The 16,853-nt window shown below is 64.8% G+C and carries 15 protein-coding genes; 3 read left to right on the top strand and 12 right to left on the bottom strand.

Annotation, left to right across the window (positions count from 1 at the left end; translation table 11 throughout):
• The first annotated feature begins 49 nt into the window (after positions 1 to 49).
• A complete protein-coding gene (locus ACVOLO_RS01120) occupies positions 50 to 1,069 on the top strand; it encodes a LysR family transcriptional regulator (protein WP_481568427.1) in 1,020 nt (339 codons plus the stop codon).
• A gap of 90 nt (positions 1,070 to 1,159) precedes the next feature.
• Here the strand turns inward: ACVOLO_RS01120 and ACVOLO_RS01125 are convergent, their stop codons facing one another.
• The 5 genes from ACVOLO_RS01125 to ACVOLO_RS01145 all read right to left on the bottom strand — a co-directional run bounded on the left by ACVOLO_RS01125 (position 1,160) and on the right by ACVOLO_RS01145 (position 7,497).
• Positions 1,160 to 1,660 carry a hypothetical protein gene (locus ACVOLO_RS01125; RefSeq protein ID WP_481568428.1) on the bottom strand — a complete coding sequence of 167 codons (501 nt, stop codon included), beginning with the start codon at positions 1,658 to 1,660 and terminating at the stop codon, positions 1,160 to 1,162.
• Positions 1,661 to 1,885: 225 nt separating this feature from the next.
• Positions 1,886 to 2,485 (bottom strand): inorganic diphosphatase, encoded by a 600-nt coding sequence (locus ACVOLO_RS01130; RefSeq protein WP_481568429.1) that lies wholly within the window; start codon positions 2,483 to 2,485, stop codon positions 1,886 to 1,888.
• 22 nt (positions 2,486 to 2,507) lie between these two features.
• Positions 2,508 to 3,839, bottom strand: coding sequence for a purple acid phosphatase family protein (locus ACVOLO_RS01135; protein WP_481568491.1), 1,332 nt, complete (start codon positions 3,837 to 3,839; stop codon positions 2,508 to 2,510).
• A 38-nt stretch (positions 3,840 to 3,877) separates the two neighbouring features.
• A complete protein-coding gene (locus ACVOLO_RS01140; RefSeq protein ID WP_481568430.1) occupies positions 3,878 to 4,987 on the bottom strand; it encodes a phytase in 1,110 nt (369 codons plus the stop codon).
• Positions 4,984 to 7,497 carry a TonB-dependent receptor gene (locus tag ACVOLO_RS01145; protein WP_481568492.1) on the bottom strand — a complete coding sequence of 838 codons (2,514 nt, stop codon included), beginning with the start codon at positions 7,495 to 7,497 and terminating at the stop codon, positions 4,984 to 4,986. Before ACVOLO_RS01145 ends, ACVOLO_RS01140 begins: the two co-directional genes overlap by 4 nt.
• A 205-nt stretch (positions 7,498 to 7,702) precedes the next feature.
• Here ACVOLO_RS01145 and upp point away from each other — a divergent pair, with 205 nt between their 5' ends.
• Positions 7,703 to 8,335: a uracil phosphoribosyltransferase gene (gene upp, locus ACVOLO_RS01150; protein WP_481568431.1), complete on the top strand. Its 633-nt coding sequence runs from the start codon at positions 7,703 to 7,705 to the stop codon at positions 8,333 to 8,335.
• A gap of 55 nt (positions 8,336 to 8,390) precedes the next feature.
• Here the strand turns inward: upp and ACVOLO_RS01155 are convergent, their stop codons facing one another.
• The 7 genes from ACVOLO_RS01155 to rsmD all read right to left on the bottom strand — a co-directional run bounded on the left by ACVOLO_RS01155 (position 8,391) and on the right by rsmD (position 14,612).
• Positions 8,391 to 9,218 (bottom strand): alpha/beta hydrolase family protein, encoded by an 828-nt coding sequence (locus ACVOLO_RS01155; RefSeq protein ID WP_481568432.1) that lies wholly within the window; start codon positions 9,216 to 9,218, stop codon positions 8,391 to 8,393.
• A 103-nt stretch (positions 9,219 to 9,321) separates the two neighbouring features.
• Positions 9,322 to 10,212: an MBL fold metallo-hydrolase gene (locus ACVOLO_RS01160; RefSeq protein WP_481568433.1), complete on the bottom strand. Its 891-nt coding sequence runs from the start codon at positions 10,210 to 10,212 to the stop codon at positions 9,322 to 9,324.
• A 333-nt stretch (positions 10,213 to 10,545) separates the two neighbouring features.
• Entirely contained in the window at positions 10,546 to 12,288 is a 1,743-nt protein-coding gene (gene ggt / locus ACVOLO_RS01165; protein ID WP_481568434.1) for a gamma-glutamyltransferase, read from the bottom strand.
• A complete protein-coding gene (locus ACVOLO_RS01170) occupies positions 12,285 to 12,569 on the bottom strand; it encodes a YfhL family 4Fe-4S dicluster ferredoxin (RefSeq protein WP_057631846.1) in 285 nt (94 codons plus the stop codon). Before ACVOLO_RS01170 ends, ggt begins: the two co-directional genes overlap by 4 nt.
• A gap of 384 nt (positions 12,570 to 12,953) precedes the next feature.
• On the bottom strand, positions 12,954 to 13,445 hold the full coding sequence (locus ACVOLO_RS01175) for a hypothetical protein (protein ID WP_481568435.1): 492 nt from the start codon (positions 13,443 to 13,445) through the stop codon (positions 12,954 to 12,956).
• 43 nt (positions 13,446 to 13,488) lie between these two features.
• Positions 13,489 to 13,995, bottom strand: coding sequence for a pantetheine-phosphate adenylyltransferase (gene coaD / locus ACVOLO_RS01180; protein ID WP_481568436.1), 507 nt, complete (start codon positions 13,993 to 13,995; stop codon positions 13,489 to 13,491).
• Positions 13,992 to 14,612 carry a 16S rRNA (guanine(966)-N(2))-methyltransferase RsmD gene (gene rsmD, locus ACVOLO_RS01185; protein WP_481568437.1) on the bottom strand — a complete coding sequence of 207 codons (621 nt, stop codon included), beginning with the start codon at positions 14,610 to 14,612 and terminating at the stop codon, positions 13,992 to 13,994. Before rsmD ends, coaD begins: the two co-directional genes overlap by 4 nt.
• 204 nt (positions 14,613 to 14,816) lie before the next feature.
• Here rsmD and htpG point away from each other — a divergent pair, with 204 nt between their 5' ends.
• Entirely contained in the window at positions 14,817 to 16,721 is a 1,905-nt protein-coding gene (gene htpG, locus ACVOLO_RS01190) for a molecular chaperone HtpG (RefSeq protein WP_481568438.1), read from the top strand.
• Positions 16,722 to 16,853 lie beyond the last annotated feature (132 nt).

The raw sequence follows: 16,853 nt of genomic DNA on the forward strand, positions 1-16,853 counted from the left end.
TAATCATCCCGTCGCCGGCACAATCCCGCTGCCGCAAGAGCGCCCCCCAATGGCCAACGATCTCAACGACACCCTGATCTTCGTCAAGGTGGTCGAACAGGGCAGCTTCACCGCTGCCGCCCGCCTGCTCGGGCAACCCAAGACCACGGTCAGCCGCAAGGTGCAGGAACTGGAAAGCCGACTTGGCGCCCGCCTGTTGAACCGGACCACGCGCCGCCTGGGCCTCACCGAAGCCGGCTCGGTCTACTACGAGCACTGCCAGCGCATCGCCCGCGAACTGGAACAGGCTGAAAGCGCGGTGAGCCAGCTGCAATCCGGCCCACGCGGCTGGCTGCGTTTCACCGTGCCCTACTCCATGGGAACGATGTGGATTGCACCGCTGTTGAGCCAATTCCAGGCGCAGTACCCGGAAATCCGCGTGGACATGCACCTGGGCAACGAGAACCTGGACCTCATCGCCGGTGAGGCCGACCTGGCACTGCGCGTGGGGCCACTGCCCGACTCCAACCTGGTTGCACGCAAACTGGGCCGCCTGCGCACCCAGGTCTTTGCCAGCCCCGGCTATATCAAGCGCTATGGCGAACCACGCCACCCCAGCGAACTGCAGTTCCACCGCACACTGGCCGTGCGCAAGGCCCACAACCAGAACAACCGCTTCAGCTGGACGCTGGCCGAAGCCGGCGGCGAGATGCAGGAATTCATGGTCAACCCGGCCCTGGTGGCCAACGACCCGGCCGCATTGAACACCATGCTCGTTGCCGGCGAAGGCCTGATGCTGAGCAGCGACGTGATGGCCAAGCCTTTCGTCGAATCGGGCATGCTGCGCCGTGTCCTGGCCGGCTGGACCGGGCCGGAATACGACTTCAACGCCGTGTTTGCCGGCGGCGGGCTGGTCTCACCCAAGGTGCGCGCCTTCATCGATTTCCTGGTCGACAAGCTCAACTTCGACGTCAACTACATGATGTTGCAATGCCCCAACGCCGGCCGCCTTGCAGAGCTGATCGACACCCAGCGCCCCCAGGGCCTGAAGCTGCCCAACGGCCGCGTGCTGGAAGTGCTCAACGCCTGAGCAAGCCGTGCACAGGTGATGCGGCATTCCATCAAAAACGGCGGCCAATGGCCGCCGTTCTCGTATGCATCAAACAGTGCGAACCGCTGCTCAGTAACCCGAGCGGTAGTACGGCACAACCGGCACCAGCGGCACGTACTGCACCTCGCGGCAACCGTCATAACGGCTGCAGCTGCCGAAGTAGCCCGGCCCCCAATAGCGCTGGCGCGCGTCGCGGTTGTACGGGCTGTTGTAGAAATCCGGACGCGACAGGTTGCCGTTGCCGTAATAGCGATAGGGCGTGGCGCCCAGCGATCCCGTGCTGCCTACACCCTGCAAGGCAACGGCGCCGCCGTCGTTGCCGACATAACCGCCTTCGTCGTCATAACGAACCATGCGGTAGTAAATGGTCTCGCCGCCCTGCTTGCGGCTGTGCAGGCGTTCCAGTCGGCCACCACCGGCATCGGCGTACGCCTGCCCGCCCTCGAACACCACTTCGCTCGGGTTGACCAGTTCCTCCTGCAGCGGCGCCTGTTGCGCCGTTGCACCCCAGGAAACCGCGGCCAGCAACATCACCGCGCCAACCCTCACCAAAACCTTGCCTGCTCGCATGACTATCCTCCGTGATGACCATCCCGCGCCATTTCCGCCGGGATGATGAATGGGGTTTTCGCCGTTACCTGGAATCTGCAGCGTGCCGTCACCAGAACCGGGAAAAACAGCCCGGCCAGCTCCACCGCAGCAACTCCCCAGCACTCGGCGACCGTCCGGAGTATAGGTGCTTGGCTGAATTCCTGCCGTGAAACGGCCCTCGCTTCGGTCAGGTTCCCGCCAGCCTCAAGGCCGCTTCTGCGGGTACTGCTGCAGCGCCCGGCGGATGATCTGCCGCGCCTCGGCGGCGTCTCCCCAGCCATTGAGCTGGATGTCGCCGCCCTCGGGCAATTGCTTGTAGACGCGGAAGAACGCCTCGACGCGCTGCCGCTCCATTGCCGGAAGATCCTCCAGGCTGCGCAGGTCACGGTAGGTCGGATCGACCGCATCCACCGGCACGCCGACGATCTTTTCATCCGCCTGGCCACGGTCCACCATGCGCAGCACGCCCAAGGGGCGGAAACGGATCACCGCACCGGGCTGCACGGGAAAGCGCGTCAACACCAGTGCATCCAGCGGATCACCATCGCCGGCCAGGGTGCGTGGCATCGAGCCATAGTTGGCCGGGTAGGCAACCGGCATGGACAAGAAGCGATCCACCCGCAACTCACCGCTCTCACCCATTTCGTACTTGACGGCGCCACCGGCCGGTATTTCCACCGTCAACAGCACTTCGTCCGGTGCGTTGGCCGGTTGCGCCAACGTGAACGGATGCAGCACCGGCCCTGTCGCACCTGCTGCACCCGGCAGCAGGCACAACGCCATAGCGATGACCCGCAGTTTCATTTGCATTCCCCGGGCATGGTGGTCATTCCCAGCAACGGTCATCGCGGCCCTTGGGTGACACCGGCCGTGGGCAATCACGCTGTGGAATGCGGCCCTCGCGCAGCTCTTCAAAGCGCTTGCCGCCGTTTTCGTCGCGGTTGATCTGAAAAGCGTCATACAGGCGCCCAGTTGCGGTACGTGCTTCATAGCGCAGCTGCTTGCCGTCGACATGTAGCACCTGGAACAACTGCGTGTCCTCGGCCACCGGCTGCATCGTCGCCCGCGCCTGCGCCGACAAGCGGTACTGCTTGGGCCCGGCCACCGACGAGATGTACTGCGGCAGCGCTGCATTGTCATCGGCACGACGGCCATAGGTATGGTCGTGGCCCTGCAGCACCAGATCAACCTGATGCTTCTGCAGCACCGGGCGAATCTGCGTGGTCAGCACCGAGGTGTCGCGCTCGGCACGCAGCGGATACAGCGGCTGGTGCACCACCACGATGTTCCACGGCTGCCGGTTGCCCGCCAGCACGCCTTCCAGCCACTGCGCCTGTGCCTGCGCGGTGCCCAGGTCCAATGCCGAGGTGCCATCCAGGATCACCACGCGCACGCCCTGGTAGTCAAACCAATAGGTGGTATCGGCGGTGGCCGGTGCACCGTTGCCCGGCAGCGCGAAAGTCACCGGCCAATGCCCGCCGAGCACGCGACGCTCCTGCGGCGTGTCCTCGAACTCCTCGAAGTACTCGTGGTTGCCCGCCGCCGGTGCGACCGCCATGCCAGGCAGCAACCAGCCGCCGGCTGCAAACCACTCGCCCCACTCACTGTCATCCTCACCATCGCCGCCGCTGACCAGGTCACCGGCAAACAGTGCCAGGCGTGCGTCTGGCGCGGTCTGCCAGCCCTGGCGGATCACCCGGCTGACGTGGCTGAGGTTCTTGTTCTGCGTATCACCGAAATACAGCAGCGTCAGCGGTTGCCCCGCAGCACCGGCAGTGCGGAAATGATGCCACGCGCTCCAGGTGCCCTGCCCCTGCACGCGATACGCGTACAGCGTGTCCGGCTGCAGTCCGTCGATCTCGGCGCGGTGATGTTGCGAGGTCCCGTTCTCGCTCTGCAGCTGACGGCTGCGCGCGGTTATCTGCCGCACCTTGCCCATGTCCGGTGAATCACCGGCAACGGCCAATTCCAGCAGCGGCGACGCAGCAAGCACCGATGTACGCCACGCCACCCCAAAGCCCGTGGCCGCATCCTGTGCGGGCGAGGCCACGACGCGGTCCGGGAACCCGGTCGCCGCGTAATGCCGGCTCCCCGCCGGCACCTGCGTGTTCGGCTCCGCGGCCGGAGCGACCCCCATCGCTCCGGCCGCCGTCACCATGGCTGCCAACAGCAGCCACTGCCTCCTACCCCTGAACCTCACAGCGCGCAGTCCTGCGGCAGCGACAAGGCCTTGGCGATATCGCGCCAATCAAACGCAACCACGCCCTGGTCGTCATGCACCGCATACAACGCCCCCTGCGGGAAGCGCGCCGATGACTGCTGGCTGTTCCAGATGCCGTCGGTGTTGGCCACCGTGTTGCCATGGAACGCGCCCACCGGCGCCAGCGTCCTGCGGTCAAACAGATGGAACACACTGCGGTCCTTGCCCTGCTCGGTGGTGATCCACCAGCCACCCTCGCCGCAGGTACGCAGCATCACGCCTTCAGCCTGCGCCTTGAACATGCCATTGCCGAACGTGGTGCCGGTGAAGTCGCCGGCCAGCGTGTACACCTTGAACTCGCTGGCGTAGGTTTCGTCTTCCTCGGCCACCATCAGGCGATCATTGGCCGGGTCGCCCCAGATCGACTCGACCACCCGCAGTGCGCCCTTCGGCGTGGTGTCACCGATGCTGCGTACCAGTTCGGCCTTTACACCACTGCCGTCAACGTTGACGTGGTAGCGGCGCACACGTTCGTTCAAACGCTCCAGCGCCGGCAGGATGTCATTGCCGGCCGCATCCTCACCGTCGTCGTACGAATCGGTGACGTAGACGTCGTAGCCCCCGTTCGCCGGATTCACCCACAGGCCGTATGGCTTGCGCAGATCGCCCGCGGCAAACACGCCCAGCGGCGTGAAATCCGGCAGCTGCAGCACCTGCACACGGTGGTTGTCGCGTTCAACGATGAACAACAGGTCGCCGCTCACCGCAATGCCGTTGGGGCGATCAAACTGGCCCGGCGCGGTGCCGGTGCTGCCCACGTCACGCTGGCGCTTGCCGGTCTGGCCGTCATAGACCACCAGCTTGTCGGTGGCCTTGGCCGTGGCAATCAGCCACAGCTGACCATCCGGCGCGCGCCAGCTTGCCGGCGAGTCGATGTTGTCGGCCGGCGTCATCGGTGTCAGGAACGCCTCGCTCACCCGCACCGCACGTACCGGCGCGGCGCCTTCGGCGATGTCTTCCGCGCTTGGCGGATGCGCGGTTCTGGGGGCGGGTTGGCAAGCCGTCAGCGCCAGCGCGACGGCGGCGCCCAGCAGCGCGGCTCTCACAGTGCCACCTTCAGGCCGACGGCGTAGGTGCGGCCGTATTCTTCGTTCTGCAACGTGCGCGAACGCACGCCCTGGTACAGCTCAAGCGGCTCGTCGAGCAGGTTGGAAGCCTCGAAGTACACACTCATGCGCTTGCTGAACTTGTAGTCCAGGCTGAAATCCAGCTGTGTGTGCGGCGCGACGTAGATGTCGTAGGCACTGCTCTTGCCGATGGTGTCCAGGTATTCACTGCGGTACACACCGGCCAGGCGCGTGCTGAAGCCCGCCCATTCGTAGCCGACATGCGCGCTGTACACATGCTTGGACGCACGCGGCAGGGTGAAGTCATCGTTCTCGCGGCCGGCAAGGCCGGGGTCGTAATCGGTGTCCAGCCAGGTGCCACTCGCGCCGACCAGCAGGCCCGACCATGCACCCGGCAGGAACGCCAACTGCTGCTGCCAATTGAACTCGGCACCAAATACCTTGGCCTTGTCGCCATTGATCGAACGGGTCACGTCGAAGCCAGGATATTCGGCATCTTCATCGGTGATGGTTTCCACGATGTAGCCGTCGATGGACTTGTTGAACAGGCCCAGCGAGACGATGCCGCTGTCGCCCAGGTAGCGCTCGAACGAGAAATCCAGGTTGGTGGATTCATACGGGTCGAGCATCGGGTTGCCGATGCGCACTTCCTCGTCATCACGGTTCACGCCCAGGCGTGGCGATACATCACCAAAGGATGGCCGTGCCACGGTCTTGTTGGCCGAGCCGCGCAGCACCCAGTTGTTGCTGGTGTCATAGCGCAGGTGCAGGCCCGGCAGCACATTGGTGTAGCTGTTGCTGGCCGTGCGCGGCGTGACAACTGCGTTCTCGCCATCGGCGTCGATATCCACCTGGTTGCCGGTGGCATCGAACTGGGTGTTCTCCACGCGCACACCACCGATCACACGCAGCGCGCCAATGTCCCAGGTACCCATCGCGTAGGCGGCAAGGATGTCTTCGTTGGCGGTGTAGTCCTCTTCCAGCGAGGTCATCACGTTGCCCGCAACCTCCTGCGGACGTGCGCTGTACAGGCTGCCATTGGCGGCCCACCACCTGCGCATCGCCGCCGAGCTCATGCCCTGCCCCAACGGACCACCGCGATGGTCGAGCGTCTCGCCATTCCAGCTCGTCAGATCCACCGCCGGGCCCTTGCGCAGCTCGGCTTCGTCCACGTTGACCGCACGCTCGCGCCAGCGGCCGAGCAGGCCGAACTTGTAGCTTGCATGGTCACCGTCAAAGCGGATGTTGACCTGCGCGCTGCGCTCGCTGTCGTCCACCTGCTTGGGCGCAAGAATGACGCGGTCGAATTTGTAGTTGGCGCTGTCCATCCAGCGGTCATTGCTCAGGCTCAGGCCCGGGATGCCGCTGTTCTGGTCGATGGTTGCCGACAGGTCGCCGCCGGTGTGCTTGAAACGCGTTTCCATTTCGTCGTTCACGCGCTCGCGGGTCTTGGTGTAACCCAGGCGGTAGTCGAGCACGGCATTGGTCAGGCGGTTCTCGCCGCCGATGCTGGCGGCAAAGGTGTCCTCTTCCTTGGTGCGATAGCGCATGCGCTTGCTGATCGCATCGGCCGGCAGTTCATCCACCTGGTAGCGGTTGCCGCCCAGCGCGCTGATGCTGCCGTCTTCCAGGCCAAACACGGTGCGCTGGCGGGTCTCGGCATCGTCGAAACGGCTGTAGAGCGTGCGCAGGTAATAGCGGTTGTCAGCATCCGGGCGCCAGTCGAAATTGAGGTTGGCACCGGCGCGCTCACGTTCGATGGTGTATTTGCGGCGCTGGATCTCGGTGGCGACCAGGTCGTCCGGCTTCTTCTTGTCGTACGTGTCGTAGGCCACTTCGGTGTTGTCGGACTCGAACGTGCGCTTCTGGTAGTTCACGCCCAGCGCCACGCCGAAGGTGTCGTTGAACACTTCGCTGTAGTTGAACGCCGCCTTGGGGCTGGTTTCACTAGACAGCTGCTGATGGCTGGCTTCGATCTTGCCTTTCAGCGAGCGGCCGTCACGGTCGAAGGCCGAGGCCGATTCCACCACCACGCTGCCGCCGATGGCATCGCCGGGCATGTCTGGGGTCGCCGACTTGACCACCCGCAGGCGTTCGGTGGAATCGGTGGGAATCACGTCCAGCGGCGCGCCGCGCGAAGAGTCCTCCGGGGTGCCCACCGCGATGCCGTCGATGCTGACACTGTTGAGCGCCGCGTCCAGACCACGCACCACCACGAAGCGGCCCTCGCCCTGGTCGCGGGTGACGCTGACGCCCGGCAGGCGCTGCAGCGATTCGGCCACGTTCATGTCGGGGTAGTCGCCCATGGAATCGGATGCAACGCCGTCCTGGATGCCGTTGGCATCGCGCTTGAGCTCCACCGCACGGATCTGCGCTTCCAGCTGCGCGCGCACTTCGATGCGCTCCAGATCCACCGCGCCAGCGGCTGCGGCAGCCACCGCCGAACCATCCGGGGCCACCTGCTGCGCCCCTGCCGGCACGGCGGCCATGCAGGCCACCGCCGTCGTCACCGCCACCACCAACACGCTCTTGCGCACGCTTGCCCCCGGAACCATGTAAAAGATGGGTGCGCACGTTATGTCCGTTGGGTTGCACCGCCATGACAGCGCGGCGGCGGGAATATTTCGGCGTTGTACTGGCCGAGTACAGAAGCCCTACGGCAAACTGTCGTATCTCCTCAGTAGCACCTCCACCATGAAAATCGTCGAAGTCCGTCACCCCCTGGTCCAGCACAAGATCGGCCTGCTCCGCGATGCGGCCATGAGCACCAAGGATTTCCGCGAGGTGGTCAACGAACTGGGCACCCTGCTGGCCTACGAGGCCACCGCCGACCTGGACACCGAGACCCACACCACCGCGGGCTGGGCCGGCCCGGTGCAGGTGCAGCGCATTGCCGGCGCCAAGATCACCGTGGTGCCGATCCTGCGCGCCGGGCTGGGCATGCTGACCGGCGTGTTGTCGCTGATCCCTGCCGCCCGCGTGAGCGTGGTCGGCCTGCAGCGTGATGAAGAAACCCTGCAGCCGGTGCCCTATTTCGAGCGCCTGACCGGCCGTCTGGAAGAGCGCGACGCCCTGATCCTGGACCCCATGCTGGCCACCGGCGGCACCCTGATCGCCACCATCGACATGCTCAAGCGCGCCGGCGCCCGCCGCATCAAGGGCATTTTCCTGGTCGCCGCCCCGGAAGGCCTGCAGGCGGTGGAAGCCGCCCCTCCGGACGTTGAGATCTACACCGCCGCCAACGACGAACGCCTCAACGACAAGGCTTACATCCTGCCGGGCCTTGGCGATGCCGGTGACCGCATCTTCGGTACCCGCGTCGGCTGATGCCTTTGCCCTGCCCCCCGCAACTGCGGGGGCAAGGTTGCCGTTCGCACCGTTGTCAACGGCGCAGCCACTGTTCGTCGGCAGGTGCGGGTTGTGCCAGCACGGCCCGGGCCTGCGGATCATCCAGCAGCTCCGCCTGCAGGAACGCCGTCCCCAGCTGCCGCGCCCGCTCGAACAACGCCTCCGGCTCACCGCCGATCAGGTCATGGCCGCCACCGGCCAGCACCACGCCGGTCTTGTCGCCGGCCGGCGCGGACTCCACCGCATAAAGATGATCAGCCGGGTTGCTCACAAAGCCCGGCACCACGTCCTTGTCGCCCGTGACCACCATCAGCGGGACCGCCAGCGAGGTGTAGGCGTCCGGCCCGACCAGCCCAGGAATCTTCCCCGGCGATGAGAAGCCCAGCACCGCGACCACGGACGGATCACGCAGCGGCCCCAGCGTTGCCAGCGCGCCACCCAGCGTGGCCGATATCAGCGTGCCCAGGCTGTGCCCGGCCGCGGCCATCGGCTTGCCCGGCCAATGCGCCGTCGCATAGGCACGGGTGGCACGCATGTCGCTGAAACGCTCCCCCAGGCTCTGCTGCAGGGTGAACCTGTCGCGCTCGGGGTACTTCATCGAATCCACATGGACGGGCGCCAGCACCACAAAGCCGGCCTCCACCCAGGACTGGAACAGGCGCTCGTAGCGCTCGGGCCAGGCACCGTGGCCGGTGGAAAACAGCACAACGCCACGCACCTGCGCCGGCTCCCAGACCGCCATCGTGGTGGAACGCTGCGGGTCCACCTGCAGCGGCTCCACCCGGCTGGGCGCCGCCAGCGCGGCGGCGGAGGGCACCAGCAACAGGGCAAAGAAAGCCGCGCGGCGAATCAGGCAGGACATGTTCAAGGCATCGACTCCGCATCAAAGGATGGCGTCAATGTCCTCTCCGGCGACCCTGCAATTCAGTGCCGGAAGTCAGTTTTTTTCAGTGCCGCAGGTCAGCTCAGGCCGCCAGCGTGCGCGCCTTCAGTTCGGTCACTTCGTGGGCGGTGCCGAACCGGCCCTTGTCATCGCGCACCACCTGCGCCATCGCGCATTCCGGGTCGTGGGTGAAGAACAGATGGACATTGCGCGCCAGCTTGTCTTCGAGGAAGGCGCGCTTCTCGTCGATAAGCAGCTCGGCATTGCGGTCGTAACCCATGGTGATGGGCACATGCACCCAGGAGCGCCCCGGAATCAGGTCGGCGCAGAACACCACGCCACCGCGCGGCTGCCCGTTGACCCGCTCCGGGCCAACAATTTCAGCCAGCATCAGGCCCGGTGTATGGCCGTCGCTGTAGCTGAAACGCACCGACTCTCCCAATGCCTTTGAGTACTGCCCGGCCACCACTTCCAGGCGCCCGCTGGCTTCCAGCAAGCCCGGCAGCTCGGGGATGAAACTGGCCCGGTCACGTGGATGCGGATGACGGGCCCGCTCCCAATGCTCGGCGCCGACCACGAAAGTGGCATTGGGAAACAGCAACTCCGGTCCGCGCCCTTCCGACCACGGCGCCAGCAGGCCGCCGGCATGGTCGAAGTGCAGGTGACTGAGCACAACCACGTCGATGTCCTCATGCTCGAAACCGGCTTCGCGCAGGGAATCCATCAGGATATGGCGCGGCTCCTGCACTCCGAAGCGCTCGCGCATCTTCGGCTCGAAGAAGGCGCCGATACCCGTTTCAAACAGGACCGTCTTGCCGCTCAGCGGGCTGGCCAGCAAGGCCCGGCAAGCCAGTTCAATACGATTGAGATCATCCGACGGCGACCATTTTTCCCACAATGCCTTGGGAGCATTGCCGAACATTGCGCCGCCATCGAGCTTTTGCGAGTTACCGCGGATCGACCAAAGTTTCATATGAAAAATTCTACCCGGCGAGCGTTAAATATTCGCAATTCTGGAACGCCGGTTTATTGACACCTGCGCCGATAAATGGAACGGAATGTTTGCTGGGCATTCGACAATCACAAGGCCATTGACACTCCCCCTGCGGTGACACCTTTCCATCATTCGCTTTCGCATCTGAACGGCACATCAGATTTTCAGTTGCCGGTGGCGCCCGGTAGTGCCGAGCCATGCTCGGCAGAGACTTTCTGAAGAATGCTTCAGCCGAGCATGGCTCGGCTCTACAGAAAATTGGAGCGCACAAACAAAAACCCCGCTCGAAAGCGGGGTTTTCATCAATCACTTTCAGTTGGCCTTTTCCGGCGTTACCACCCGGGCACTGCCCACGGGGTTGCGTGGATCGCTGCCGCCGTAAAGCGTGTTGCTGGCGCGATCCCATTCCACCGTCTGCAGGTTGCCCCACACATGGCTGGAACCACGGCCGCCAGCGGCGGTATCGCCCGGCAGGTCGATCTTGTGGCCCATCGCCTGTAGCTGTTTGATGGTGTCTGCGTCGAACGCGCCGTCTTCGGCTTCAATCAGGTCCGGCAGCCACTGGTGGTGATAGCGCGGCAACGCGGCCACCTGCTGCGCGGTCAGGCCATCGTCGTAACCCAGGATGCCCAGCAGCACCATCGTGATGATGCGACTGCCGCCCGGCGTACCAATCACCACGACCTTGTCCGCGCTCTCCATGAACGTCGGGGTCATCGAGCTGAGCATGCGCTTGCCCTTCTTCGGCGCATTGGCGGCATAGCCCATCACCCCGAATGCATTCGGGGTGCCGGGCTTGAGCGCAAAGTCGTCCATCTCGTTGTTGAGCAGCACGCCGGTGCCGGCCGGGATCAACCCCGAGCCGTACAGCAGGTTCACCGTCTGGGTGCCGCCGACGCGGTTGCCCTCGCTGTCGATGATCGAGAAATGCGTGGTCTCGTCATCTTCCAGCGGCGTCGGGTTGCCCGACAGCATATCGCTGGGCGTGGCCTTTTCCGGATGGATGGTGGCACGCAGGCCCTGTGCGTAATCGCGGCTGGTCAGCACCTTCTGCGGGATGTCGACAAAGTCCGGGTCGCCCAGGAAGAAGGTGCGGTCGCGATAGGCGCGGCGCATCGCCTCCACCACCAGGTGGGTACGGTGCGCCGGGTCCATCTTGCTCAGGTCCCAGCCTTCCAGAATCTGCAGCATCGCGGCCAGCGCAATGCCACCGGAGGACGGCGGCGAAGCAGTGGTGATCTTCCAGTCGCGGTAGTTGAAGACGATGGGCTCGCGGGTCTTGACCGTGTAACCAGCCAGTTCCTCGGCAGTCCAACGGCCACCGGCCTGCTTCACGCCTGCCAACAGCTTGCGGCCGGTCTCGCCACGGTAGAAACCGTCAAAGCCGTTGTCGGCCAGCAGCTGCAGCGTATGTGCCAGCTCCGGCTGCTTGAAGATGTCGCCCTCGGCGATCGGGCGACCATTGCGCAGGTACACCTCGCGCGTCCCGGGGTAGCGCTCCATCACTTCGCGGCGTGAGGCGTAACCACGCGCCATGCGCGCGTAAACCGGGAAGCCATCGGTGGCGACGCGGATGGCCGGCGCCAACGAATCGGTCAGTGGCAGGCGGCCATGTTCGCGCGCCAGCTGCACCAGCGCCGCCGGCAAACCGGGGATGCCGGCCGACCACGGGCCGTTGACCGAGCGGTCACGGTCCAGCTCGCCCTTCTTGTCCAGGAACTGCTCCGGCGTGGCCGACTCCGGCGCGGTTTCGCGCGCATCCAGCATCAGGTCCTTGCCGGTCTTGGCGTCGTGCAGCAGGAAGAAACCGCCGCCGCCCAGGCCGGAGCTGATCGGCTCGACCACCGCCAGCGTCGAGGACACCGCCACGGCGGCGTCAAAGGCATTGCCGCCCTTGGCAAGGATTTCCATGCCGGCATCGGTAGCCAGCGAGTGACCGCTGGCAATCACCGCGCCATCCGGGTGCGTAGCGCGTGCCTGCGGCGCATCGGCCGCCCACGCAGCCGGTGTTATCACCAGCGCAAACAACATCAAGGAACGGGCAAGGATCTTCATGCCGACGGATTCTCCGGTTCGTAAAGTTCGGGGTGATCGCGCTGCAGGCCATGCAGTTTGGCCAGCAACTGATCCTGGGTTTCGGGGATGTCCGGGTCCGGGTCGATGCACTCCACAGGGCACACCACCACGCATTGCGGCTCATCGAAATGGCCGACGCACTCGGTACAACGGGCCGGGTCGATCACGTAGATCGTCTCGCCCATGGAAATGGCCTGATTCGGGCAGGCGGGCTCACAGACGTCGCAGTTGACGCAGAGCTCATTGATTTTGAGGGACATGATTACTGCCTTCCCGTCGGGGCGGGCGTTTCAACCGGCACTGTAACGCTTCGTAGGAGCGGCTTCAGCCGCGAAGCTGACAATGGTTCCGACAAGGAATTACCTGCAATTGCATATGGCCGGGGCCGGTAGCGCTACCAGCTTCGCGGCTGAAGCCGCTCCTACAACAGCCTTGAAAAGCAGGACAGGGCCGCTGTGCGGCCCCATCCGAACCCCGCTTTCGCGGGGATCATTCAACGACACAAGCCAGAGCAACCGATCCCCGCCTGCGCGGGGATGACGCTGTGGCAACAGCCGAAGCCGAAGCCAGAGCAACCGATCCCCGCCTTCGCGGGGATGACGCAATGGCAAAGGCGTGGCCGCATGCGGCCACGCGCCATTGCGTCACTTGGCTTCGACGAAGATGTAGTCGGCGCCGGTCGGCTGGACGATGGTCTGCACACGGGCGTTGTCGGCGGCATCGCCGATGAACACCACGCGCACATTCTTCATCGAATCAGCCTGCACGCCCTTGAACGCGGCTTCGATCATGTCGGCCATCTTGGCCGAGGCCGAGGAACCGAAAGCCAGCATGTTGCCCGGCTGGATGCCACGGCCGATGGCCTGCGTGGCGCTCTCGACCTGGCGCTCGTACTTGGCGGCGAACTCCGGGTCCGACTCCGGCGGCAGGTAGTACAGGAACGGGCTGGCGGTGATGGTGCCCATGTTCTGCACGGCCACGGCCTGCAGGTACTTCTTCCAGCCCGCATCGTCATCCTTGGCCGGGGCGACCAGCGCCTGCTGGGCTTCGGCCACCGGAGCGGCCTCTTCCTTCTTGCAGGCCGCGAAGGCCAGCACCATCGAAGCGGCAAGCATCACGCGCATCGTGTTCTTCATGTTTCTTCTCCCTTTTGAGGTTCTGTACAGCTGTTCGGATGATTCACTTGCCCGCGCGAGCTTCGCGGGCCTTACGCAGCGCTTCCAGCACGGCAGCCGGCACGAAACCGGACACATCGCCCCCCAGCCGGGCGATCTCACGCACCAATGAGGAGGAAATGAAACTGTGCTGTTCGGCCGGGGTCAGGAACAGCGTCTCGACCTCCGGAATCAGATGCCGGTTCATGCTCGCCATCTGGAACTCATATTCAAAATCGGACACCGCGCGCAGCCCACGCAACAACACGCCGCCGTGGCAGGCACGCACGAAATGGGCCAGCAGGGTGTCAAACCCGACCACTTCCACGTTGTCGTGGTGCTTCAGCGCTTCCACGGCCAACGACACGCGCAGTTCCAGCGGCAGCGTCGGGCCCTTGGAAGGACTCTGCGCCACGCCCACCACCACCTTCTCGAACAACGGTGCGGCCCGGTTCACCAGGTCGATATGACCGTTGGTGATCGGGTCGAACGTGCCCGGATAAACGGCAATGCGGCGATTGGCTGTGGTCATGCGGGTTCAGTCGCGTTCATGTCGCCGCGAAGTGTAGCAGCGGCTTGTCGATACAGGGCATAGCTGACATCGCGGGTACTTCCCTCGCGGTGAAGGCTCCAGCAGGCCGGCAATCGCAGCGCGGCCCCCGACGGCGCCTCCACGTAAAGCCAGGCGTCAGGGGCCAGATGACGCGGCAGCCGTTCAATCACCTGCTCCCACAGCCCGGCGGAAAAAGGCGGATCCAGGAACACCAGGTCGGCCTGTGCAGGTGCAGCAGTGTCCAGCCACTGCACCGCATCGCCCTGCGCCACCTGCACCTGCGCGGCTGCGCCCAACTTGCCGACCACCCCGCGCAGCGCTGCCACCAGCGCCGGATCGCGCTCGACCATCTGCGCCGACGCCGCGCCACGCGACACTGCCTCCAGGCCCAGCGCACCGCTGCCGGCGAACAGGTCCAGCACCCGTGCACCGGGCAATTTGGACATCAGCCAGTTGAACAAGGTCTCGCGGACACGGTCGCTGGTGGGCCGCAGGCCCTGCAACTGCGGCACTTCCAGCCGCGTATTGCGCCAGCGCCCGCCAATGATGCGGACCTGGCCGGTGCCTGCCGGCGCACCACCCGACCTGCGGCTCATGCCGCCACGCCCGGCAAAGCCTTCAACAAAAGCTGGCAAATCAACGACATCCGCAAGACACCCGGTAGCAATCGGAACAGGCCGCAAATGATAGACCAGCGCCCCACCGCGCTGGGCACACCTTGAAATCAGCCGGTTCACCCCTACCCCTGTGTCAGCCGCCGCGCTGGGCGCGGCACGTCAGCCACGGAGCACGACCGACCGATGAACGCACAAAGCCACAAGGAAACCCGCGGGTTCCAGACCGAGGTGAAGCAGCTGCTGCACCTGATGATCCACTCGCTGTACTCGAACAAGGAAATCTTCCTGCGCGAGCTGGTCTCCAACGCCGCCGACGCCAGCGACAAGCTGCGCTTCGAGGCGCTGACCCAGCCGGACCTGCTGGAAGGCAACGGCGAGCTGCGCATCCGCATCGAGGCCGACCCGGCCGCGCGCACCCTGACCATCGACGACAACGGCATCGGCCTGAGCCGCGATGAAGCCATCGCCCACCTGGGCACCATCGCCAAGTCCGGTACCGCCGAATTCCTGAAGAACCTGTCCGGCGACCAGAAGAAGGACTCCAACCTGATCGGCCAGTTCGGCGTGGGCTTCTATTCGGCCTTCATCGTTGCCGACCAGGTTGACGTGTACAGCCGCCGTGCCGGCCTGCCGGCCAGCGAGGGCGTGCATTGGTCGTCCAAGGGCGAAGGCGAGTTCGAGGTGGAAACCATCGACAAGCCCGAGCGCGGCACCCGCATCGTACTGCACCTGAAGGAAGGCGAAGACAGCTATACCGACGGCTGGCAGCTGCGCAGCCTGATCAAGAAATACTCCGACCATATCGGCCTGCCGATCGAGCTGCAGAAGGAACACCACGGCGAGGACGCCGACAAGCCAGCCGCGCCGGAATGGGAAACCGTCAACCGCGCCAACGCGCTGTGGACCCGTTCCAAGTCCGAGATCAAGGACGAGGAATACAAGGAGTTCTACAAGCACATCGCGCACGACCCGACCGACCCGCTGGCCTGGACCCACAACAAGGTCGAGGGCAAGCTGGAATACACCTCGCTGCTGTACACGCCCGGCCGCGCCCCGTTCGACCTGTACCACCGCGACGCGCCCAAGGGCCTGAAGCTCTATGTGCAGCGTGTTTTCATCATGGACCAGGCCGAGCAGTTCCTGCCGCTGTACCTGCGTTTCATCAAGGGCGTGGTCGATTCCAACGACCTGCCGCTGAACGTGTCGCGCGAAATCCTGCAGTCCGGCCCGGTGATCGATTCGATGAAGTCGGCGCTGACCAAGCGTTCGCTGGACATGCTGGAAAAGCTGGCCAAGGACCAACCGGAACAGTACGCAGGCTTCTGGAAGAACTTCGGCCAGGTGCTGAAGGAAGGCCCGGCGGAGGACTTCAACAACCGCGAGAAGATCGCCGGCCTGTTGCGCTTCACCTCCACCCATGACGGCAGCGGCGAGCAAAGCGTGGCGCTGGCCGATTACGTCGGCCGCATGATCGAAGGCCAGGACAAGATCTATTACCTGACCGGCGAGAGCTTCCAGCAGGTCAAGGACAGCCCGCATCTGGAGGTGTTCCGCAAGAAGGGCATCGAAGTGCTGCTGATGACCGACCGCATCGACGAATGGCTGATGAGCTATCTCAACGAGTTCGACGGCAAGTCGTTCGTCGACATCGCGCGCGGCGACCTGGACCTGGGCAAGCTGGAAACCGAGGAAGACAAGAAGGCGCAGGAAGAAGTCGCCAAGACCAAGGAAGCCCTGGTCACGCGCCTGAAGACCGCGCTGGGCGAAGACGTCGCCGAAGTGCGCGTCTCGCACCGCCTGACCGATTCGCCGGCCATCCTGGCCATCGGTGAGCAGGACCTGGGCCTGCAGATGCGCCAGATCCTGGAAGCCAGCGGCCAGAAGGTGCCGGACAGCAAGCCGGTATTCGAGTTCAACCCGGCCCACCCGCTGATCGAAAAGCTGGATGCGGAAGCCGACATGGACCGTTTCAACGACCTGGCCCATGTGTTGTTCGACCAGGCCGCACTGGCCGCCGGCGACAGCCTGAAGGACCCGGCCGGTTACGTGCGCCGCCTCAACAAGCTGCTGCTGGAACTGTCGGCCTGACGACATGGCCGGAATGCATCCCGGTGCGCTCGCAGCGTAGCCGGGACGCTTCACAGCATCGCGACCAAGGTCGCTCCTACCGCCGCAACACCCGTAGGAGCGGCCTCGGCCGCGAAACCTGCAAACCCGGAC

The organism is Stenotrophomonas sp. STEN056, from assembly GCF_056759635.1.

Excerpts from the sequence above, each read along its gene's own strand:
- ACVOLO_RS01145 (WP_481568492.1), bottom strand. The coding sequence starts at position 7,497 with ATGGCCGCCGTGCCGGCAGGGGCGCAGCAGGTGGCCCCGGATGGTTCG.
- ACVOLO_RS01130 (WP_481568429.1), bottom strand. The coding sequence starts at position 2,485 with ATGAAACTGCGGGTCATCGCTATGGCGTTGTGCCTGCTGCCGGGTGCA.
- ACVOLO_RS01155 (WP_481568432.1), bottom strand. The coding sequence starts at position 9,218 with ATGTCCTGCCTGATTCGCCGCGCGGCTTTCTTTGCCCTGTTGCTGGTG.
- htpG (WP_481568438.1), top strand. The coding sequence starts at position 14,817 with ATGAACGCACAAAGCCACAAGGAAACCCGCGGGTTCCAGACCGAGGTG.
- rsmD (WP_481568437.1), bottom strand. The coding sequence starts at position 14,612 with ATGAGCCGCAGGTCGGGTGGTGCGCCGGCAGGCACCGGCCAGGTCCGC.
- ACVOLO_RS01120 (WP_481568427.1), top strand. The coding sequence starts at position 50 with ATGGCCAACGATCTCAACGACACCCTGATCTTCGTCAAGGTGGTCGAA.
- ACVOLO_RS01135 (WP_481568491.1), bottom strand. The coding sequence starts at position 3,839 with ATGGTGACGGCGGCCGGAGCGATGGGGGTCGCTCCGGCCGCGGAGCCG.
- ACVOLO_RS01160 (WP_481568433.1), bottom strand. The coding sequence starts at position 10,212 with ATGAAACTTTGGTCGATCCGCGGTAACTCGCAAAAGCTCGATGGCGGC.
- ggt (WP_481568434.1), bottom strand. The coding sequence starts at position 12,288 with ATGAAGATCCTTGCCCGTTCCTTGATGTTGTTTGCGCTGGTGATAACA.
- upp (WP_481568431.1), top strand. The coding sequence starts at position 7,703 with ATGAAAATCGTCGAAGTCCGTCACCCCCTGGTCCAGCACAAGATCGGC.
- coaD (WP_481568436.1), bottom strand. The coding sequence starts at position 13,995 with ATGACCACAGCCAATCGCCGCATTGCCGTTTATCCGGGCACGTTCGAC.
- ACVOLO_RS01170 (WP_057631846.1), bottom strand. The coding sequence starts at position 12,569 with ATGTCCCTCAAAATCAATGAGCTCTGCGTCAACTGCGACGTCTGTGAG.
- ACVOLO_RS01125 (WP_481568428.1), bottom strand. The coding sequence starts at position 1,660 with ATGCGAGCAGGCAAGGTTTTGGTGAGGGTTGGCGCGGTGATGTTGCTG.
- ACVOLO_RS01175 (WP_481568435.1), bottom strand. The coding sequence starts at position 13,445 with ATGAAGAACACGATGCGCGTGATGCTTGCCGCTTCGATGGTGCTGGCC.